Origin of the sequence: Arthrobacter sp. 35W (assembly GCF_000482545.1) — a bacterium.
Taxonomy (GTDB): Bacteria; Actinomycetota; Actinomycetes; order Actinomycetales; family Micrococcaceae; genus Specibacter.
The window spans coordinates 69,337-86,826 of record NZ_KI519455.1 but is presented as its reverse complement, the minus strand read 5'-3'; the positions used below and the strand labels follow the sequence as shown (position 1 = coordinate 86,826).

Below are 17,490 nucleotides of genomic sequence, written 5' to 3'. Positions count from 1 at the left end.
ATGCCATGACCCAGAGCACACCCGCAGGCGTTGTTGTCGGCTTGGACATCGGCGGCTCCAAAACCCGCGGCATCACCTGGCGCGACGGCGTGCTGGTGGCCGACGCCGTGGCCGGCAGCGCCAATGTGCAGAATGTCCCCAAGGAGGTGGCGGAGGCCAATCTGGCGGAGCTTTTCGCCGCTCTGGCCGCCGCAGCTCCGGGTGCCGCGCCCCGGGCCGTGTACGCCGGTGCAGGTGGCATCGACACGGATGAGGACGCCGCGGCGCTCGCAGCCTTGATCGCTCCGCATGCCCCGGGCGCGCAGATCACGGTGGTGCATGACACCCGCCTGCTGCTCGCCGCCGGTGGCGCCAGGACTGGTGTTTCGGTGATTGCCGGCACCGGGTCGGCCGCCTGGGGGACCAACGACGACGGCGCCTCGGCCCGGGCGGGTGGCTGGGGCTACCTGCTGGGAGACGAGGGGAGCGGCTACTGGCTGGGACGCGAGGCGGTGCGGCACAGCCTCAAGCGCATGGACCTCGGGCTCGAACCCGACACGTTGACTGCGGCGCTTTTGGCGCACGTCGGACTCGATGATCCGCGTGCACTCATTGCCCACTTCCACCACGGCACCACCCGGCGGTACTGGGCCGCGGTGTCGCCGGTGGTCTTTGACGCAGCAGCGGCCGGGCACGCCGAGAGCCTGGCCATGATCGAGACGGCGGCAAGGGATCTGGTCGAGCTGGCCGCCCAATGCGCCCACCAGCTGGGCATCACGGGGCCCATCGTGCTGGGCAGCGGTTTGGGCAGCAACCAGCCGGCGCTGCAGCAGTCGTTCCGGACCCACGCCGCGGCCGCCGGGCTGGGTGAGGTGCGGATCCTGGACAAGGATCCGATCTTCGGCGTCCTGGAGCTCGTGGACCGCTAAAAATTCCACACGAAACTGGGGCGCTGCCCGCGGCTAGACGGAGGGCGGCGGGGCGGTGCTCTTGCGGATGACCAGCGTCGGCTCGACCACCTGGTGCGTGTGCTCGGCCTCGGGGTTCTCGATCTGCTCCAACAGGTGGAAGACGGCCCGGCGCCCGGTGTCCTCAAAGGACTGGCGGACGGTGGTCAGCGGCGGGGTCGCGTAGGCGGCCAGGTCGATGTCATCGATGCCCACCACGGAGACGTCCTCCGGGATGCGCCGGCCCAGTTCGGTCAAGGCGCGGATCACGCCGAAGGCCATTTCGTCGCTGGCCACCAGAATGGCCGTCACATCCGGCATGCGGCCCAGAATCAGCCCGCTGCGGTAGCCCGATTCCGGGCTCCAGTCGCCGTGGAGTTCGGGCGGCACCTCGCGGCCGGCCTTCTCCAAGGCCCGGCGCCAGCTGTCCAGACGGCTGGCGGCGTCGGACCACTCGGGCGGGCCGGAGACGTGCCACACGGTGCGGTGCCCCAACCCCAGCAGGTGGTTGGTGGCCAGTACGACGGCGGACTCCTGGTCCACGCCCACCAATTCGTCGCTCATGCCCGAGGATCCGTCGGTGGTGACGGTGGGGATGCGTGCGGTGATCTCGCGGACCCGCCGGGCCGCTTCCTGCAGCGGCGCGGCGATGATCAAACCGTCCACACCCTGCTGCACCAGGCGGCTGACGGCCTCGGTCAGGCCCTGGGTGCTGAGGTTTGAGGTGACGGAGTTGACGGCGTAGCCAGCCTCGCGGGCGGCGAGCTCCACGCCGAGCGCCAGTGAGGAGCGGGAGTAGTTGTTGGTGGCCAGGGTGACGACGCCGATGGTGCGGCTGAGCCCGGTGACGAGCGCCCGGGCGGTGTTGTTGCGGCGGTAGCCCAGTTCCTCCACGGCGGCCAGCACGCGCCGCTTCGTGACCTCCTGGACATTGGGATGGTCGCTGAGTACACGCGACACCGTCTGGGCGGACACGCCCGCCGCCTGCGCAACATCGCGCATGGCCGGAGCCCTATTGAACTGCCGCTTCTGCATTGTGGTCCTTCACTCGGGGCGCCCTGTTGGTTGTAACAACACTAACATCGGAGGATTGGCACACCCTGAATGGACGTGCCTGCCGGAATGGCGTTAGTCTTGTTATCGATAACAGATTAGTATGTGCCCGGGTCGGCCGCCGGCCCGGCCTGCATGGCCGGACGGAGCCCCTGTGGCCGCCGTCGTCCGGCAACAACCCGAGGAGCCTGATTACTCTGGAAGCCCAGTTGTCCAACCCCACCTCGTTCGGTGACACTGCTGCCGATGGCAGCGTGCTGAGCATCCAGGACGGCCGGCTGCTGCGCAACGGCCGGCCGCACCAGATTCTGGCCGGGGCCATCCACTACTTCCGCGTCCACCCGGACCAATGGGAGGACAGGATCGCCCGGCTGGCCGCGATGGGTGTGAACACCCTCGACACCTACGTTGCCTGGAACTTCCACCAGCCGCACCAGGATGTGGCGCCGTCGTTCGAGGGCTGGCGCGACCTGGCCCGGTTCATCACGCTGGCGGGCGAGGCCGGATTGGACGTCATCGTGCGCCCCGGCCCCTACATCTGCGCCGAGTGGGACAACGCCGGCTTCCCCATCTGGGCCACCTCCACGCCCGGGGTTGCCCTGCGCTCCTCCGACCCGGGCTTCACGGCCCCGATTGAGCCCTGGTTCGACGCCCTGATCCCCGTCCTTGCACCGCTGCAAGCCAGCCAGGGTGGGCCCATCGTGGCCGTCCAGGTGGAAAACGAATACGGCAGCTACGGCGATGACAAGGACTACCTGCGCTGGAACCGCTCGGCGCTGACCGAACGAGGCATCACCGAGCTGCTCTTCACCGCCGACGGCGGCAACGACTACTTCCTGGACGGCGGCGAGCTGGAGGACACCTGGGCGACGGCGACGCTGGGCAGCCGCGGCGATGAGGCCATCGAGGTCTGGAAGCGCCGCCGCCCGCAGGAGCCCTTCTTCAATGTGGAGTTCTGGAACGGCTGGTTCGACCACTGGACGGAAACCCACCACACCCGCACGGCCCTGGACGCCTCCACGGAGGTGCGCAAGATGCTGGATCTGGGCGGCTCCGTCTGCCTGTACATGGCCCACGGTGGAACCAACTTCGGCCTGACCAGCGGCAGCAACCACGACAAGACCATCCAGCCCACCGTCACCAGCTACGACTCCGATGCCCCCATCGCCGAGGACGGCACGCTGACAGAGAAGTTCCACGCCATGCGCGAGGCGTTCTTCGCCGCCTCCGGCCGCGAACTCACAGCCGTGCCGGCGCACCTGGCCGCGCCCGTGCGTGCACTGGGTGCCCAGACGCTGGCCGCCACTCCCGGCGCGGGGCTGCTGGACCTGGTCCGTGCCGCGGCCCCGGTCTCCAGCGTCCGCCCGCTCAGCTTCGAAGAGCTCGGCCTGGACCGCGGTCTGGTGCACTACACGGCCAATGCCATCCTGCCCAACGCCGAGGCGACCATCAGGATCCGCGGCCTCCACGACCGCGCCTATGTCTGGGTCGACGGCGTGCTGGCCGGTGTGCTGGACGACGCCACCGGCGTCGACGGCGTCAAGGTCCCCGGCCACGGTGTGTCCGTGCGGCTGGAGATCCTCGTCGAGAACCAGGGCCGCATCAACTACGGTCCGCTGTTCGGCCAGGGCAAGGGCATCCTCGACGGCGTCCTGATCAACCAGCGCTATGTCTTCCACTGGGAGCAGCGCCGTGTTGAGCTGGAGCTCCCTGTGGAGGAGCTGCTGGCCGCCACTGCCCAGGCGCCGGCCGGCGGCTGGCACCAAGCGCAGAACGACGCCGCCGGTTCCGGCTTTGCCCACGCGGAACTGACCGTCCAGGAGCCTGCCGACACCTATCTGGCGCTGCCGGGCTTCGGCAAGGGCTTTGTGTGGATCAACGGTTTCCTGCTGGGCCGCTACTGGGAGGTGGGGCCGCAGATCACGCTGTACGTGCCGGCCCCGCTGCTGCGCGAAGGCGCCAACACCATCACGGTGCTGGAGCTGGAACACCGCGGCAGCACGCTGGAACTGCGCGAACTTCCCGAGCTCGGTGCACCGGCCCACCACGTGGAAAGCCTTCCCTAGGAACCAGGCGGGATCATCCGCTGGGTAGGATTGGGGGTGTGATGCACACCGGAAAGACACGCGGGCCCAAGGCGCTGGCATTGGGCCTGGCGGCTCTTCTGCTGGCCGGTTGCTCCGCCCCCACTCCTGCCCCCTCGCCGTCGTCGTCGGCCTCGGCCAGCGCCGTGCCGCTCATCGTCACGGCCGGGCCCGTTCCGGACGCGGCGAATCCGGGCGAGAACGAGGTGCTGGCGCAGATCTATGCCGGGGCGTTGGACGCCGCCGGCATCCCGGCAAACGTCGCTCCCGTGGCATCTCCGGGCGCCGACTCGCTGGCGCCGCTGCTGGCGGGCACGGCCGATGTCGTCGTCGACTACGGCGCCAGCCTGCTCGAGACGGTGGACACGTCGCAGCCCACCGAGTCCCCGGACGTCCCCAAGCAGCTGGCGGCCAAGCTGCCGGCTGGGTTGACGCTCCTTGATGCCTCAAAGGCCGCCGACTCCGATGCCCTGGTGGTCACCAAGGTCACCGCGCAGAAGCACTCGCTGAAGACCATCGAGGATCTGGCCAAGGTCTGCGCGCAGCTGCCCCTGGGCGCCGCCGGGGACTTCGCCACCCGCCCCGACGGGCTTGGCGCGCTGAAGGGCACCTATGGCTGCACCCCGCTGTCCGTCTCCACGATCTCCAACTCCGGCAACGCACTGGTGCTGGCATTGCTGCGGGACAACGTGCTGGTGGCCGACATCCACACCAGTTCCCCGGCCGTGGAGGAGAACGATCTGGTGGTGCTGGAAGACACCAAGAAGATCTGGCCGGCCAATGTGGTGGTGCCCGTCATCGCCACCAACGCCGTGCCCCAGCGGGCTCGGGATGTGTTGAACAAGGTCTCCTCCACGCTCTCCACCGAGGATCTGGTGGCGCTGAACAGGCTCACCACCGGCAAGCAGGCGCTCAGCCCGGCCGAGGCCGCCGCGCATTGGCTCAAGGACAAGGGCCTGGCCAAGTAGCCCAAGGCCACTTTTTCGCCATTGGACCGCGGCATAAAGCAACACCGAAGCGGTGCGCCGCCCGCGCTGTGGGATATTGGGTAAATGGCAGAATTCACCCAGTCCACCAAGCTTCACAACGTCCTCTACGACATCCGCGGCCCGCTGTTGCAGCAGGCCCAGCAGATGGAGGCGGAGGGCCACCGCATCCTCAAGCTGAACATCGGCAACCCGGCGCCGTTTGGCTTTGAGGCCCCCGACGCCATCCTGGTGGACATGATCAAGCACCTGCCGCACGCGCAGGGCTACACGGACTCCCGCGGCATCTTCTCCGCGCGCACCGCCGTCGTGCAGTACTACCAAACGCGCGGCATCCAGAACATCCACGTCGACGACGTCTACCTCGGCAACGGCGTCAGCGAGCTCATCACGCTCTCGCTCATGGCTCTGCTGAACAACGGCGACGAGATCCTGGTGCCCACGCCCGACTACCCGCTCTGGACCGCATCCGTGAGCCTGGCCGGCGGACGCCCGGTGCACTACCTCTGCGATGAGGACAACGAGTGGTGGCCGGACCTTGAGGATCTGGAAGCGAAGATCACGCCCAACACCAAGGGCATCGTGATCATCAACCCCAACAACCCCACCGGCGCCGTCTACCCGCGGCACATCCTGCAGGGCATGGTGGATCTGGCGCGCAGGCACGGCCTGGTCATCTTCTCCGACGAGATCTACGAGAAGATCCTCTACGACGAGGCCGAGCACATCAACACCGCCACGCTCACCGGCGACGACGTCCTGTGCATGACCTTCTCCGGCCTGTCCAAGGCCTACCGCATCTGCGGCTACCGCTCGGGGTGGCTGGCCATTTCCGGCCCCAAGGCCGACGCCGCGGACTATCTGGAGGGCATCAACCTGCTCGCCAATATGCGCCTGTGCGCCAATGCGCCCGGCCAGCACGCCATCCAGACGGCCCTGGGCGGACACCAGAGCATCGAGGACCTGATCCTGCCCGGCGGACGGCTGCGCGAGCAGCGCGACATCGCCTACAAGATGCTCAACGAGATCCCCGGAGTCTCCGTCAACCAGGCCAAGGGTGCGCTGTACCTCTTCCCGAAGCTGGACCCGGAGGTCTACCCGATCAAGAGCGATGAGAAGTTCGCCCTGGACCTGCTGCGCCAGCAGAAGATCCTGATCTCCCACGGCACCGCCTTCAACTGGGTGCGGCCCGACCACTTCCGTCTGGTCACACTGCCGAATGTGAAGGACCTCGAGGACGCGATCGGCCGGATTGCCGAGTTCCTGGGCGGCTACAAGCCGTGACACGGAAGGTTTCCCGGCGCTGGATCCCCGCCGCGTCGTAAGCTGGGCGCACGGCCGCGAGGCCCCGGCCGGCAGGGCAGACTGCCCCAACGGCCGGGCCGGCGCCGCCGGACAGTTGTCCACTTCGGCAGAACGGATCCTTCCATGCCCGACCAGCATGCTTTTGACCAGCCCCCGGCCCAGCTGTTGCGAGTGGGGGAGGGGTTCCACTTGTCGGGGCAGCCCACCGATGCGTCCCCGGGTTTTTCCGGAAAGAAGGCCGACGGCGCCGCGGAACTGGCGGTGCGGTCCAAGGTGCTGGCCACCCTCCAGGAACAGCTGTTTGCCGAGAGCCGCTACGGCGGCACCCGGTCGGTGCTGCTGGTGCTCCAAGCCATGGACACCGCGGGCAAGGGCGGCATCGTGCAGCATGTGGTGGGCTCCGTGGACCCGCAAGGTGTGGCACTGAAGGCCTTCAAAGCACCCACCGACGAGGAAAAGTCCCACGACTTCCTCTGGCGCATCCGCAAGGCCGTGCCCGGTGCCGGCATGTTTGGCGTGTTCGACAGATCCCACTACGAGGATGTGCTCATCCACCGCGTCCACGGCTGGGCCGATGAGGCGGAGCTGGAACGCCGCTATGCGGCCATCAACGATTTCGAGGCCGAGCTGGCGGCCAACGGCACCACGGTGGTGAAAGTGATGCTGAACCTCAGCCCCGAAGAGCAGAAGGCGCGGCTGACGGCCAGGCTCCAGGACCCCAGCAAATATTGGAAGTACAGCACCAGCGACCTCGATGAGCGGGCCTACTGGCCCCAGTACATGGAGGCCTACCAGACAGCCTTCGAGAAGACGACCACGGGCGGTGCCCCCTGGCACGTGGTGCCCGCAGACAAGAAGTGGTATGCCCGTCTAGCCGTCCAGGAGATCCTGATCGACGCCCTCGCCACGCTCAATCTGCAGTGGCCGAAGGGTGATTTCGACCTCGACGCCGAGCGTGCCCGCGTGGCGGCCAGCTAGGCCCGCGCCGCGCCAGCTCCCTGTTTCCCTATCAGACCGTTCCCGAGCATCCCGAGGTGGTCCACATGACCCAGGTATGGCCCAGTGAATACCCGGCTCCTGCCAAGCCCGCAGGCCCTACCAACACGCTGGCGATCGTCTCCTTCGTGCTGGCGTTCTTCGTCTCCATCGCCGCCATCGTGACGGGGCACATCGCCCTCAACCAGATCAAACGCACCGGCGAGGGCGGCCGGGGCCTGGCCATTGCCGGCCTCGTGATCGGCTATGTGTCGGTGGTGGCGGGCATCGTGCTGTCGGTGGTGCTCGTTCTCATGCTGCTGGTGGCAGGGCAGCAGAGCCAGCACCGGGGCGGTCCCAATGGTCCTGGGATGTCGGCCGGCGCCGCCGTGTCGATAGTGGGTTCGGCGGCGGTCTAGGCTTTAGCGGCCGTCTAGGCTTCGGCAGCGTTCCGGGCAGCGTTCCGGGCGGCGTCGAGGCGTGCCTTGGCGCCGGCCAGCCACTCCTCGCAGCGCTGTGCCAGGGCCTCGCCGCGCTCCCACAGCGCCAGCGATTCCTCCAGGCTCGCGCCGCCTGCCTCGAGCTGGGACACGACTGCCACCAATTGCTCGCGGGCCTGCTCGTAGCTCAGGGCTGCAACATCGGCGTTGGGGGTTGTTTGGTCTTTCGCCATGGGTGGGGTCCTTGTCGTGTAGTGGTCCGAAGTGGTTTCCCGTCGGTGGTCCCGCGGGGATCGTGGAGGTGCTGGGGCCGGTGTCCCGGCTCAGGATGGGTCAGCGCGCACCGGACGTCGCAGCGAACTCTCCGGCGGCAACGCGCACGCGCAGCGGGGTTCCCTCCGGCGCCTGGGCCGGGTCCCTGACCACGGCATTGTCGGAAAGCTGGACGACGGCGTAGCCGCGGTCAAGGGTCTTCTGCGGCGACAGTGCCCGGACCTGGGACCGCAGGTGGCCGATCTTTTCCTGGTGCCGGGCGAGCGTTCCACGGACGGCGGAGAGGGCGCGTCCGCCGAGGCGTTCGATGTCCTCGGCGCGGGCCGTGACCATGTCCTCCGGGTACAGCAGGGCCGGGCGGGTGCGCAGCGCGGCGATCCGTTCCGATTCGCGCTCCACCAGGGCGTGGATGCGCCGGTTCAGCTGCCCGCGGGCCGTCTCCACGCGGCGCAGCTCCTCGGCCACGTCCGGCACAATCCGCTTGGCGGCGTCGGTGGGCGTGGAGGCGCGCAGATCCGCCACCTCATCGAGCAGCGGCCGGTCCGCCTCGTGGCCGATGGCGCTGACCACGGGGGTGGAGGCTGCCGCCACGGCCCGCACCAGGGATTCGTGGCTGAACGGCAGCAGATCCTCCATCGAGCCGCCGCCGCGGGCAATGACTATCACGTCCACCTCGGGATCGGCGTCGAGCTCGGCCAGGGCGGCGCTGACCTGCGCCACGGCGCTGACACCCTGGACGGCCACCTCGCGGACCTCAAATTCAACGGCGGGCCAGCGCAGCGCGGCGTTGCGCAGCACATCCTTCATCGCATCGGAGTTGCGGCCGGTGATCAGCCCAATCCGGTGTGGGAGCAGGGGGAGCTTCTTCTTGCGGTCCGCGTCGAAGAGGCCCTCCGCGGCGAGGGCCTGGCGCAGGGCCTCGATGCGCATCAGCAGATCGCCCAGGCCCACCGGGCGGATGTCGCGGCCCTGCATGGACAGCCGGCCCGTTTTGAGCCAGAAATCGGGTTTGAGCTGGGCGACCACGCGGGCGCCGCGCTCCAGCGGCGTGGCCATGGAGGACAACACGGAACCCCACACGGTGACGCTGAGGGACACCTCGGCGTCGATGTCGCGCAGGGTCAAATAGCTGACGTTGGCCCGCTTGTTCAGTTCGATCACCTGGCCCTCGACCCAGGCGGCGGGGGCGCGTTCGATGTGGGCCTTGAGCTTTTCGGAGAGCAGGTGCAGCGGCCACGGGTTCTCGGCGCTGGTCTCCCCGGCCGTTGCCGGGATGGTCTTCTGCGCGGGGGCGGCGCCGAGCAGGGCATCGGTGCCGGCACCGCCGTCGTTCTCGAAGATCTCTTCAGCCACTGGAACTTCCTCCACCCGTGTCGCCCTGCACTGGTTGCCGGACTGCCTTGCGTCCCGGCCAGCCCTGCTGCATCCGGTGCGCCGTTCCACTCTATCTTTCACTGTGTTTCCATGATGGGCCCGGGCACCGACATCCGCAGTGGTGCCGGGCGGTACTGTGGAAATCCGGCCAGACTGGTTTTCAGCCACCTGGGCATCCGGCCCCTGGACATTCGGCACCAACTGCAGGAGAAGCATGCGATCGATCCTCTCGGCCCTGGCCGTGCTCCTATCCCTGGTGCTGGCTGCCGCCGCGCTGCCCACGCTGTGGCTGCAGGCCAATGTGGTGCAGGAACAGGGATTCGTCGCCCTGGCGGCGCCGCTGGGTGCCGACGCCGAGTTCCAGCAGGCGCTGTCCCAGGCCGCCGGAACCACCGTGGCGACCTCGCTTGACCTGCCGCTGGGCCTGGGGTCGCTGGTGGAGCCGCTGGTCGCCAAGGCCGCCGCCGCGCTGAACACTGACCCCGGCTACCCCGAGGCCTGGACGCAGACGCTGGCCCGCAGCCACCGCCTGTCGGTTTCGGCGCCCGGAACCCCGGAGGCGCCCGAGACGATGGCGCTGGACGTGGCGCCGCTGCTGGGGCTGGTGGTGGACCGGCTGGCGGCCTCCGTGGGCGCCGACGTCAAGGCTCCGGAGACCGTGCAGATCCCCGTCGGCAGCGCCGCCAATCGCGCTGTCGTCTCGCGAGTGGCCCAGGCCGGCCCGTGGGGCGTGTGGTTGGCCGCCGGTTCAGCCGTTGCCCTTGTGGCCGGCCTGGTGCTGGCACGACGGCGGTCGACCACCCTGCTGCTGGCCGGGCTGGGGCTGGCCGTGGTGTCCGCCGGGTGGAAGATTGCCGCAGGCGCGGCGGCCGCCATGGTGGAGGCCGTGGACACCGGCAACCCCGTGGCCCAATTGTTCAAGGACCGTTTTGTGCAGGCCGCCACTGAAAACCTGGACGGCTGGATTCTGGCCGGCGCCATCACCGCCGGCGTGCTGGTCCTCACAGGCGCCGCGGCCCGGCTGGCGGTCCGCCGTTCCGCGTAGGATGGAGGCATGAGCAGCTCAGCAGTTTCCATCCCCATGCCCTCCGTTCCGCGCAGGCGCAGGACACCGGCTGACGTGGCGGCTGCGGCCCCCGTAGCCGGCCCGAAGAAGGTGCTGCTGGCGGCCCCGCGCGGCTACTGTGCCGGCGTGGACCGCGCCGTGATCGCCGTCGAAAAGGCCCTGGAGCACTACGGGCCGCCCGTCTACGTGCGCAAGCAGATCGTGCACAATGTCCACGTGGTCAGCTCCCTGGAGGCCAAGGGCGCGATCTTCGTCGAGGAGAACGAAGAGGTGCCCGAGGGTGCCCTGGTGATCTTCTCCGCCCACGGCGTCTCCCCGGCTGTGGTGCAGTCCGCGGAGGACCGCGGCCTGCGCACCATCGATGCCACCTGCCCGCTGGTGACCAAGGTGCACAAGGAGGCCGTGCGCTTCGCCAAGGACGATTTCGACATCCTTCTCATCGGCCACGAGGGCCACGAGGAAGTCGAAGGCACCGCGGGCGAGGCCCCGGAGCACATCCAGATTGTCAACGGACCCCACGAGGTTGACCAGGTCACCGTGCGCGACCCGGAAAAGGTCATCTGGCTCTCGCAGACCACCCTGAGCGTGGACGAGACCATGGAGACCGTCCGCCTGCTCAAGGACAGGTTCCCCACCCTGCAGGATCCGCCCAGCGACGACATCTGCTATGCCACCACCAACCGCCAGGTGGCCATCAAGAAGATCGCCCCGCAGGCCGATCTGGTGATCGTGGTGGGCTCGGCGAATTCCTCCAACTCCGTCCGCCTGGTGGAGGTCGCCCTGGAATACGGGGCCAAGGCCTCCTACCGCGTCGACTTTGCCAACGAGGTGGACGAGGCCTGGTTTGAGGGCGTCTCCACCGTGGGCGTCACCAGCGGCGCCTCGGTGCCGGAGATCCTGGTGCAGGACGTGCTGCGTCTGCTGGCCGACTACGGCTATGCCGACGTGGCAGAGGTGGTCACGGCCGAGGAGGATCTGCTGTTCTCCCTGCCCAAGGAGCTCCGCGCGACGCTGAAGGCAGCCGGGGATTCCACCCGCGCCCTGGGTGGGCGCGGCACCCGCCCCACCAGCTAGGTCCGGCGGCGGGGCCGCCGGACACCGACTCTGGCGGCCCCGCGGAGGAGGGCTCTAAAATGAGCCATGGACGAGGAACTTCGTTGGATGGACGCCCTCGGACAGGCGGAGCTTGTCCACAAGGGCCTGGCCTCTCCTCAGGAGCTGCTGGACGCCGCGCGGGAACGCATCCGGGACCTCGATCCAATGCTCCACTGCATTGTGGAGCCGGTGGACCGTCCCGCGGAGGGTGAGCCGGGCCGGCCCTTTGGCGGCGTCCCCTTTCTGGTCAAGGATTTGGCCGTGGAGATCGCGGGGACCCGGTTCACGGAGGGATCGCGATGGCTGCGGACCAACGTCTCCACCCAGGACCAGGAGCTTTCACTCAGGCACCGCCGCGCGGGTCTGGTGGTCATCGGAAAGACCAACACCTCAGAATTCGGCCTGAGTCCACATTGTGAACCCACGCTGCACGGGCCCACGCGCAATCCCTGGAACCTGGGCCGCTCAACGAGCGGTTCCAGCGGAGGCTCGGCTGCCGCCGTGGCCGCTGGCATGGTGCCGATGGCCCACGGCAACGATCTTGGCGGCTCGCTGCGCTATCCCGCCGCCTGGTGTGGAGTCTTCGGCCTCAAACCGACGCGCGGACGGGTGCCCCTGGGGCCCGAGTATGGCGACGTGGCCAGCGGATTCGCCGTCGAACATGCCCTGACGCGAAGCGTGCGGGATTCAGCGGCGTTGCTGGATGCAACGGCCGGAGCCTCGCTGGGCGATCCCTACGCCGCGCCGCCGCAAAACCGGTCATTCCTGGCCGAATCCGAAACGCCGCCGGGCACGCTCCGCATTGCCGCCACAGTGGCCCCGAATGGAGGACAGCAGGTCCATCCGGATTATGTGCGGGTTTTCGAGGAAACGGTGGATTTGCTCTCGGATCTGGGCCACGAGGTCAGGGAGGCCCACCCCGAGCCCCTCGGCCGCGCCGGGCACCGGGCCATCAGGGCCGTCTACGGCGGCGCCGCGGCATGGATCGAGGAGTATTGGACCCGGCGGATGGGTGGTGGGCCGCAGCCGGAGGACATTGAACCCTATACGGCCGCCGTATTCGACAGATCACGCGCCATCACGGCCGGGCAGTACCTCGCAGGCCTTGAGGAATTGCAACGGTTCAGCCGCCGCACAGCGGGATTCTTCGAGGACTTCGATCTCTGGCTAACACCCACGGTGGGCTGGCCACCGCTGCCCTTGGGCACCCTGAACGGAACCGAAGAGGAACCGTTGCGGGGCGAGCGCGAAGCTGGCCGGTTCTTGATGTTCGACGGCGAATACGCCAACATCACGGGCAATCCAGCCATGTCGGTGCCCCTGGGCGCCGATGCGGAAGGGCTGCCCGTCGGCATGCATTTCCTGGGCTCCTTCGGTGGGGAGGCATTGCTGTTCCGCCTGGCCGGCCAGCTGGAACGGGCCAGGCCATGGGCCGGCCGGCGGCCCGCCGCCCTCCCCTGACAGCCGGGGTGCCGGCCCCGGCCTGCCGCCACTAGCAAAGGAGTCATGCAATGTACATGGGCGTCTACCACTTCACCGGAGACACGGCGCAACTGTTGGAGGGCCACCAGCGAATGCTGGAGCTGCTGCCTCCCGGTGTGCTGAAGATCCACATTTGCCTGGCGACGGAGTCGGGCATCTCCGTCTACGACACCTGCCCTGACCGTGAAGTCTTTGACAGATTCAGCCAAGGCAGTGGATTTGCCGAGCTGGTCGCGGCTGCGGGGCTGCCCGCCCCCACCGTGGTGCCGCTGGGAACCGTGGACAGCTACGAAGTCCACACCACGTAGAGCGGTGGCGGCGCCTGTGCCGCCACCGCATGCCCGACGCTCAGCCGGCCAATCCGCCGTGGACCGCATCCCGTTCCGCTGGATCCAGCACCGGAGAGGCCGACGACGGCGGCAGGCTGGGCATGGCCGGCAGGGCAGGTTCCTGCCACGGCAGTTCCGGCTCCTCCCAGGACATGGAACGGTCCTCCCATTCCAACTCGGGCGCGGACAGGGAGCGCGGCGCGGCCTCCACCGTGGGCGGGGTGGCCAGTGCATCGGCGTCCATGGTGTTCAGCTTGCGGGCCGTGGGCAGCACCCGCGCCTCCAGCGTCCCCACCAGGGCGTTGTAGCGGTCCACGGAGGATTTCAGCGAGGACCCCAGCTTGCCTACGTTCTCCCCGAGCGTGCCCAGCCTGAGGTACAGGGCATTGGAGAGTTCAAAGAGTTCCTTGGCGCTCTCCGTCAGTACGTCCTGGCGCCAGCTGAAGGCCACAGCCTTCAGGATTGCCATCAGGCTGATGGGGGAGGCCAGCACCACATTGCGGGCCATGGCATGGTCCAACAGGCCCGGGTCCGACATCAGGGCCGAGGACAGGATGGATTCCACCGGGACGAAGCAGATGACCAGCTCGGGGGAGTTGCCCGCCGATTCCCAGTACTTCTTGCTGCCCAGCGTGTCGACATGGGCCTTGAGTGCCTTCGCATGGGCAGCCAGCAGCGGTGCGGCGGGCGCTCCGCCGTCGGCGGCTTCCTCATGGGCCTGGAGGTAGGCCGAGAGCGGGACCTTGGCGTCAAGCACCAGTTCCTTGCCACCGGGAAGGCGCACCACCATGTCCGGGCGGTGGACGGCGTCGGCGGTGGTGTTGTGCACCTGCTCGGCAAAGTCCACATGCGCCAGCATGCCGGCGGCCTCCACCACGCGGCGCAGCTGCACCTCGCCCCACTTGCCGCGGGCGCTGTTGGAATTCAGCGCCGAGGCCAGCGACCGAGTGGTCGACAGCAGGGCGGCGTCGGCGTCCTTGGCGTCGCGCAGCTGCTGGGACAGCTGGCCGTACTGCTCCACCCTGTCGCGCTCCAGCAGGGCCACCTGGCGTTGGACGGCGGTGAGCTTCTCAGACACCGGGCCCAGGGCTGCCAGCACCGAGGCGTCAGAGGACTGCCGGGCGTTCATCGTTTGGTTCTGCGTGGCCAGCAGCCTGCGCTCAGCATTGGCGCCGGCCAGCTGGGCGCTGACCTCGCCCAGACGGGCGCTGGCGTCGTCGAAGTCCCCTTCAACGGACGCCAACCGGCGGCGGAAATACACGGTGGCGGCCACAGCACCAGCCACCAGTCCAAGCAGCAGCATCAACAGGGCCAGCAGTATCGAAAATCCATCCATGCCAATACCTTGGCATGGGCAACCGACAAAGCCGTCGCAGCCGCGCACCGGAGGGCCGCAGGCGGCCAGCACATCGGGCCGCAGGCGGCCATGCGCGGATCCTGCCGTAACGCTTCCCGGCCCCCGCACCGGGCCGCAGGCGGCCAGCCGCGGATCCTGCCGGTAAGCTTAGATACCGTGGCTCTTACTATTGGCATCGTCGGACTGCCCAACGTCGGCAAATCAACCCTTTTCAACGCGCTGACCCGCAACAACGTGCTCGCGGCGAACTACCCGTTCGCCACGATCGAGCCCAATGTTGGTGTGGTCAACCTGCCGGACGCCCGTCTGGGCAAGCTGGCCGAGGTCTTCGGATCCGCCCGCCTGCTCCCGGCCATGGTGTCCTTCGTGGACATCGCCGGCATCGTCAAGGGCGCTTCCGAGGGTGAAGGTCTGGGCAACAAGTTCCTGGCCAACATCCGCGAAGCCGAGGCCATCGCCCAGGTCATCCGCGTCTTCGACGACCCCGATGTGGTCCACGTTGACGGGAAGGTGGATCCCTCCTCGGACATGGAGACCATCAACACCGAGCTGATCCTCGCCGATCTGCAGACCATCGAAAAGGCCGTTCCGCGCCTGGAGAAGGCCGTCAAGCTCAAGCAGAAGGAAGCCGCGGAGCTCAATGCTGTGCTGGCTGCCCAGAAGGTCCTGGAGCGCGGCGACACCATCTTCGCTTCCGTGAAGTCGGACAAGCTGGAGATGGAATACCTGCGCGAGCTCTCCCTGCTGACGGCCAAGCCGTTCATCTACGTCTTCAACGTCGACGACGCCGTGCTGGGCAACCCGGAGCGGCAGGCCGAGCTGCGTGCCCTGGTGGCGCCGGCAGATGCCATCTTCCTCGACGCCAAGCTCGAGTCCGATCTGGTCGAGCTGGACGAGGCCGAGGCCCGCGAAATGCTCGAGATGAGCGGCCAGGAGGAGTCCGGACTGGACCAGCTGGCCCGCGTCGGCTTCCACACGCTGGGTCTGCAGACCTACCTGACCGCCGGACCCAAGGAGGCCCGCGCCTGGACCATCCGCCAGGGCGACACCGCCCCGCAGGCCGCCGGCGTGATCCACTCCGACTTCCAGCGCGGCTTCATCAAGGCCGAGGTGGTCAGCTTTGACGACCTCATCGAGGCCGGTTCGATGGCCGAGGCCAAGTCCAAGGGCAAGGTCCGCATCGAAGGCAAAGAGTATGTGATGGTCGACGGCGACGTGGTGGAGTTCCGCTTCAACGTGTAGAACCGCTGGACTGCTTGAAACCATTTGCGATGGCCGCCATGAACACGTGTTCTTGGCGGCCATGCGCTTTTCCGGGCGATTGCCACCCCAATGCAGCCAGTACTCTGCTGCACACCGAACGAGTGACCAAGATCGTGGCCGCAATTCCCCTAGAACAGCGGCCAGGGCACCGCCGACATCTCACCGCTGGGAGCCGGAAACCGCCCTGCCAAGCGCAACCGGGCGCAGCGCGCGGCGAGCGATGCGATTTCTTCGGCGCTGAGCAAGTCTGCCAGATTTCGGCCCAGCTCACCATGCAGTCCTTCGCTGACACGATCTATGCCGGCTTCTTCGTCGGCGGTTAGAGCGTCTCCGAGCCATCCCCACAGCACCGTGCGCAGCTTGTGGTCACGGTGAAAGGTGAGCCCATGGTCCACGCCGTGCCGGTGTCCATCAGCCAGGGCAAGAATGTGGTCGCCTTTGCGGTCGGCGTTGTTGACTATGACGTCGAACACCGCCATGCGCCTGAGCGCTGGCGAGTCTTCGTGAACGAGGGCGACCAGCCGTCCGTTCTCATCTCGTCCCTGTAGAACGTGTTTCCAACCTGTCTCCGGCATATGGTCCGCCGGGATCAGGTCCACGGCGTCTTGGGCGGGATCCTGCTCCTGCCAGAGCTGCACCATTCCTTCGCCCATCGGACCATCGCGCAGCCAGGTGCGGGGCACGATGCCCCAACCAAAGGCCTGCGAGACCAGGTAGGCGGCCACCTCCCGATGGGCCAGCGTGCCCTGGGGAAAATCCCACAGCGGACTTTCGCCGGCTATCGGCTTATAGACGACCACCACATCGCCGATGCTGCCAAGAAATGTGGCGTTTGAAGCCGTCGTGATACGGCCGGTGAGAGTCAGCTCGGCGGTCACCAGGTCCGGCGTTGGCATCAGGCTCCGGGAAGGGTGCAGATGTGTCCGTCAGCGTCCACGGGATACCCGCAGAGCGGGCACGCCGGGCGCCCAGCGCCCACGATCTCGCGGGTGCGCCTGGCGAATGCGCGCGCGCTGCCGACCGGCACTCGCACGATCAGCATTTCGGGCTCGTTGGCCCTGTCCTCATGAAACGATTCGTCGTCGCCATCAGCATCAGCATCGGGATCGTCATCGGTGATGGGGTGGGCCTCAATGACGATCTGGGCCGTGGTTGGGTCCCACCCCAGGCTCATGGCCCCAGTGCGAAACTGCTCCTGGACGGCCTCGAGCGGGTCATTGTCGACAAGTTCAATGGGAGTACCCATGGGAACGCTGAAAGGGTTGCCCTCGATGGTGATGAGCTGGTCCAGAATTTCGTCGATCTTCTCCGCGAGCAGAGCCGACTGCTGCTTCTCCAGGGCAATACTCACGACCTGCGTCCCTGCGCGCACCTGAAGGTAGAACGTGCGCGCGCCCGGAAGGCCGATGGTGCCAACGACGACCCGATCAGGCCAGGAAAACTCGTGAACACGTGTAGGCATGTCAGTATTCTAGGCCCACC

Annotated in this window: 17 protein-coding genes; 11 read left to right on the top strand and 6 right to left on the bottom strand. The window is 67.8% G+C overall.

Features of this window, described 5'->3' with window-relative positions; translation table 11 throughout:
* Positions 1 to 5: 5 nt before the first annotated feature.
* Positions 6 to 908 (top strand): N-acetylglucosamine kinase, encoded by a 903-nt coding sequence (locus tag K254_RS0112535; protein ID WP_026555655.1) that lies wholly within the window; start codon positions 6 to 8, stop codon positions 906 to 908.
* 33 nt (positions 909 to 941) lie between these two features.
* Here K254_RS0112535 and K254_RS0112530 read toward each other — a convergent pair whose 3' ends face one another.
* A complete protein-coding gene (locus K254_RS0112530) occupies positions 942 to 1,961 on the bottom strand; it encodes a LacI family DNA-binding transcriptional regulator (protein WP_026555654.1) in 1,020 nt (339 codons plus the stop codon).
* Positions 1,962 to 2,188: 227 nt separating this feature from the next.
* Between K254_RS0112530 and K254_RS0112525 the strand changes: the two genes are divergently transcribed.
* From K254_RS0112525 to K254_RS23110, 5 genes are all read left to right on the top strand, one after another.
* Entirely contained in the window at positions 2,189 to 4,045 is a 1,857-nt protein-coding gene (locus K254_RS0112525) for a glycoside hydrolase family 35 protein (RefSeq protein WP_051389200.1), read from the top strand.
* A gap of 41 nt (positions 4,046 to 4,086) precedes the next feature.
* On the top strand, positions 4,087 to 5,031 hold the full coding sequence (locus K254_RS0112520; protein ID WP_035750170.1) for an ABC transporter substrate-binding protein: 945 nt from the start codon (positions 4,087 to 4,089) through the stop codon (positions 5,029 to 5,031).
* A gap of 84 nt (positions 5,032 to 5,115) precedes the next feature.
* Positions 5,116 to 6,333: a pyridoxal phosphate-dependent aminotransferase gene (locus K254_RS0112515; protein WP_026555651.1), complete on the top strand. Its 1,218-nt coding sequence runs from the start codon at positions 5,116 to 5,118 to the stop codon at positions 6,331 to 6,333.
* A gap of 144 nt (positions 6,334 to 6,477) precedes the next feature.
* Positions 6,478 to 7,332, top strand: coding sequence for a polyphosphate kinase 2 family protein (locus K254_RS0112510; protein WP_026555650.1), 855 nt, complete (start codon positions 6,478 to 6,480; stop codon positions 7,330 to 7,332).
* Between the two features lie 65 nt (positions 7,333 to 7,397).
* The gene (locus K254_RS23110) at positions 7,398 to 7,748 is read left to right on the top strand and encodes a DUF4190 domain-containing protein (protein WP_081710122.1); all 351 of its coding nucleotides are present in this window, start codon (positions 7,398 to 7,400) and stop codon (positions 7,746 to 7,748) included.
* Between the two features lie 14 nt (positions 7,749 to 7,762).
* Here the strand turns inward: K254_RS23110 and K254_RS0112500 are convergent, their stop codons facing one another.
* Together K254_RS0112500 and xseA are read right to left on the bottom strand one after the other, a co-directional pair.
* Positions 7,763 to 8,002: an exodeoxyribonuclease VII small subunit gene (locus K254_RS0112500; RefSeq protein ID WP_026555649.1), complete on the bottom strand. Its 240-nt coding sequence runs from the start codon at positions 8,000 to 8,002 to the stop codon at positions 7,763 to 7,765.
* Positions 8,003 to 8,102: 100 nt separating this feature from the next.
* Positions 8,103 to 9,347 carry an exodeoxyribonuclease VII large subunit gene (xseA, locus tag K254_RS0112495; protein ID WP_026555648.1) on the bottom strand — a complete coding sequence of 415 codons (1,245 nt, stop codon included), beginning with the start codon at positions 9,345 to 9,347 and terminating at the stop codon, positions 8,103 to 8,105.
* 283 nt (positions 9,348 to 9,630) lie between these two features.
* On the opposite strand from xseA, the gene K254_RS0112490 reads away from it, so the two are divergent.
* The 4 genes from K254_RS0112490 (at position 9,631) to K254_RS0112475 (ending at position 13,367) form a co-directional block, all read left to right on the top strand.
* On the top strand, positions 9,631 to 10,461 hold the full coding sequence (locus K254_RS0112490) for a hypothetical protein (RefSeq protein WP_026555647.1): 831 nt from the start codon (positions 9,631 to 9,633) through the stop codon (positions 10,459 to 10,461).
* A gap of 9 nt (positions 10,462 to 10,470) precedes the next feature.
* Positions 10,471 to 11,556 (top strand): 4-hydroxy-3-methylbut-2-enyl diphosphate reductase, encoded by a 1,086-nt coding sequence (locus K254_RS0112485; protein ID WP_026555646.1) that lies wholly within the window; start codon positions 10,471 to 10,473, stop codon positions 11,554 to 11,556.
* 66 nt (positions 11,557 to 11,622) lie between these two features.
* Positions 11,623 to 13,038, top strand: coding sequence for an amidase (locus K254_RS0112480; protein WP_026555645.1), 1,416 nt, complete (start codon positions 11,623 to 11,625; stop codon positions 13,036 to 13,038).
* Between the two features lie 50 nt (positions 13,039 to 13,088).
* Positions 13,089 to 13,367 carry a hypothetical protein gene (locus K254_RS0112475; RefSeq protein WP_026555644.1) on the top strand — a complete coding sequence of 93 codons (279 nt, stop codon included), beginning with the start codon at positions 13,089 to 13,091 and terminating at the stop codon, positions 13,365 to 13,367.
* A 40-nt stretch (positions 13,368 to 13,407) separates the two neighbouring features.
* Here the strand turns inward: K254_RS0112475 and K254_RS23105 are convergent, their stop codons facing one another.
* Positions 13,408 to 14,724, bottom strand: coding sequence for a DNA recombination protein RmuC (locus K254_RS23105; RefSeq protein WP_081710120.1), 1,317 nt, complete (start codon positions 14,722 to 14,724; stop codon positions 13,408 to 13,410).
* Between the two features lie 177 nt (positions 14,725 to 14,901).
* On the opposite strand from K254_RS23105, the gene ychF reads away from it, so the two are divergent.
* Positions 14,902 to 15,987, top strand: coding sequence for a redox-regulated ATPase YchF (ychF, locus tag K254_RS0112465; protein WP_026555643.1), 1,086 nt, complete (start codon positions 14,902 to 14,904; stop codon positions 15,985 to 15,987).
* 149 nt (positions 15,988 to 16,136) lie between these two features.
* On the opposite strand, the gene K254_RS0112460 is transcribed toward ychF, so the two are convergent.
* Positions 16,137 to 16,904 (bottom strand): SCO1664 family protein, encoded by a 768-nt coding sequence (locus tag K254_RS0112460; RefSeq protein WP_026555642.1) that lies wholly within the window; start codon positions 16,902 to 16,904, stop codon positions 16,137 to 16,139.
* A complete protein-coding gene (locus K254_RS0112455) occupies positions 16,904 to 17,470 on the bottom strand; it encodes a DUF3090 domain-containing protein (RefSeq protein ID WP_026555641.1) in 567 nt (188 codons plus the stop codon). Before K254_RS0112455 ends, K254_RS0112460 begins: the two co-directional genes overlap by 1 nt.
* Positions 17,471 to 17,490 lie beyond the last annotated feature (20 nt).

Bases quoted from the DNA above. Each gene is read 5' to 3' on its own strand.
- K254_RS0112500 (WP_026555649.1), bottom strand. From the start codon at position 8,002: ATGGCGAAAGACCAAACAACCCCCAACGCCGATGTTGCAGCCCTGAGC.
- K254_RS0112475 (WP_026555644.1), top strand. From the start codon at position 13,089: ATGTACATGGGCGTCTACCACTTCACCGGAGACACGGCGCAACTGTTG.
- K254_RS23105 (WP_081710120.1), bottom strand. From the start codon at position 14,724: ATGGATGGATTTTCGATACTGCTGGCCCTGTTGATGCTGCTGCTTGGA.
- K254_RS0112460 (WP_026555642.1), bottom strand. From the start codon at position 16,904: ATGCCAACGCCGGACCTGGTGACCGCCGAGCTGACTCTCACCGGCCGT.
- K254_RS0112485 (WP_026555646.1), top strand. From the start codon at position 10,471: ATGAGCAGCTCAGCAGTTTCCATCCCCATGCCCTCCGTTCCGCGCAGG.
- K254_RS0112535 (WP_026555655.1), top strand. From the start codon at position 6: ATGACCCAGAGCACACCCGCAGGCGTTGTTGTCGGCTTGGACATCGGC.
- K254_RS0112530 (WP_026555654.1), bottom strand. From the start codon at position 1,961: ATGCAGAAGCGGCAGTTCAATAGGGCTCCGGCCATGCGCGATGTTGCG.
- K254_RS0112515 (WP_026555651.1), top strand. From the start codon at position 5,116: ATGGCAGAATTCACCCAGTCCACCAAGCTTCACAACGTCCTCTACGAC.
- K254_RS0112480 (WP_026555645.1), top strand. From the start codon at position 11,623: ATGGACGAGGAACTTCGTTGGATGGACGCCCTCGGACAGGCGGAGCTT.
- K254_RS0112520 (WP_035750170.1), top strand. From the start codon at position 4,087: ATGCACACCGGAAAGACACGCGGGCCCAAGGCGCTGGCATTGGGCCTG.
- K254_RS0112490 (WP_026555647.1), top strand. From the start codon at position 9,631: ATGCGATCGATCCTCTCGGCCCTGGCCGTGCTCCTATCCCTGGTGCTG.
- K254_RS0112510 (WP_026555650.1), top strand. From the start codon at position 6,478: ATGCCCGACCAGCATGCTTTTGACCAGCCCCCGGCCCAGCTGTTGCGA.
- K254_RS23110 (WP_081710122.1), top strand. From the start codon at position 7,398: ATGACCCAGGTATGGCCCAGTGAATACCCGGCTCCTGCCAAGCCCGCA.
- K254_RS0112455 (WP_026555641.1), bottom strand. From the start codon at position 17,470: ATGCCTACACGTGTTCACGAGTTTTCCTGGCCTGATCGGGTCGTCGTT.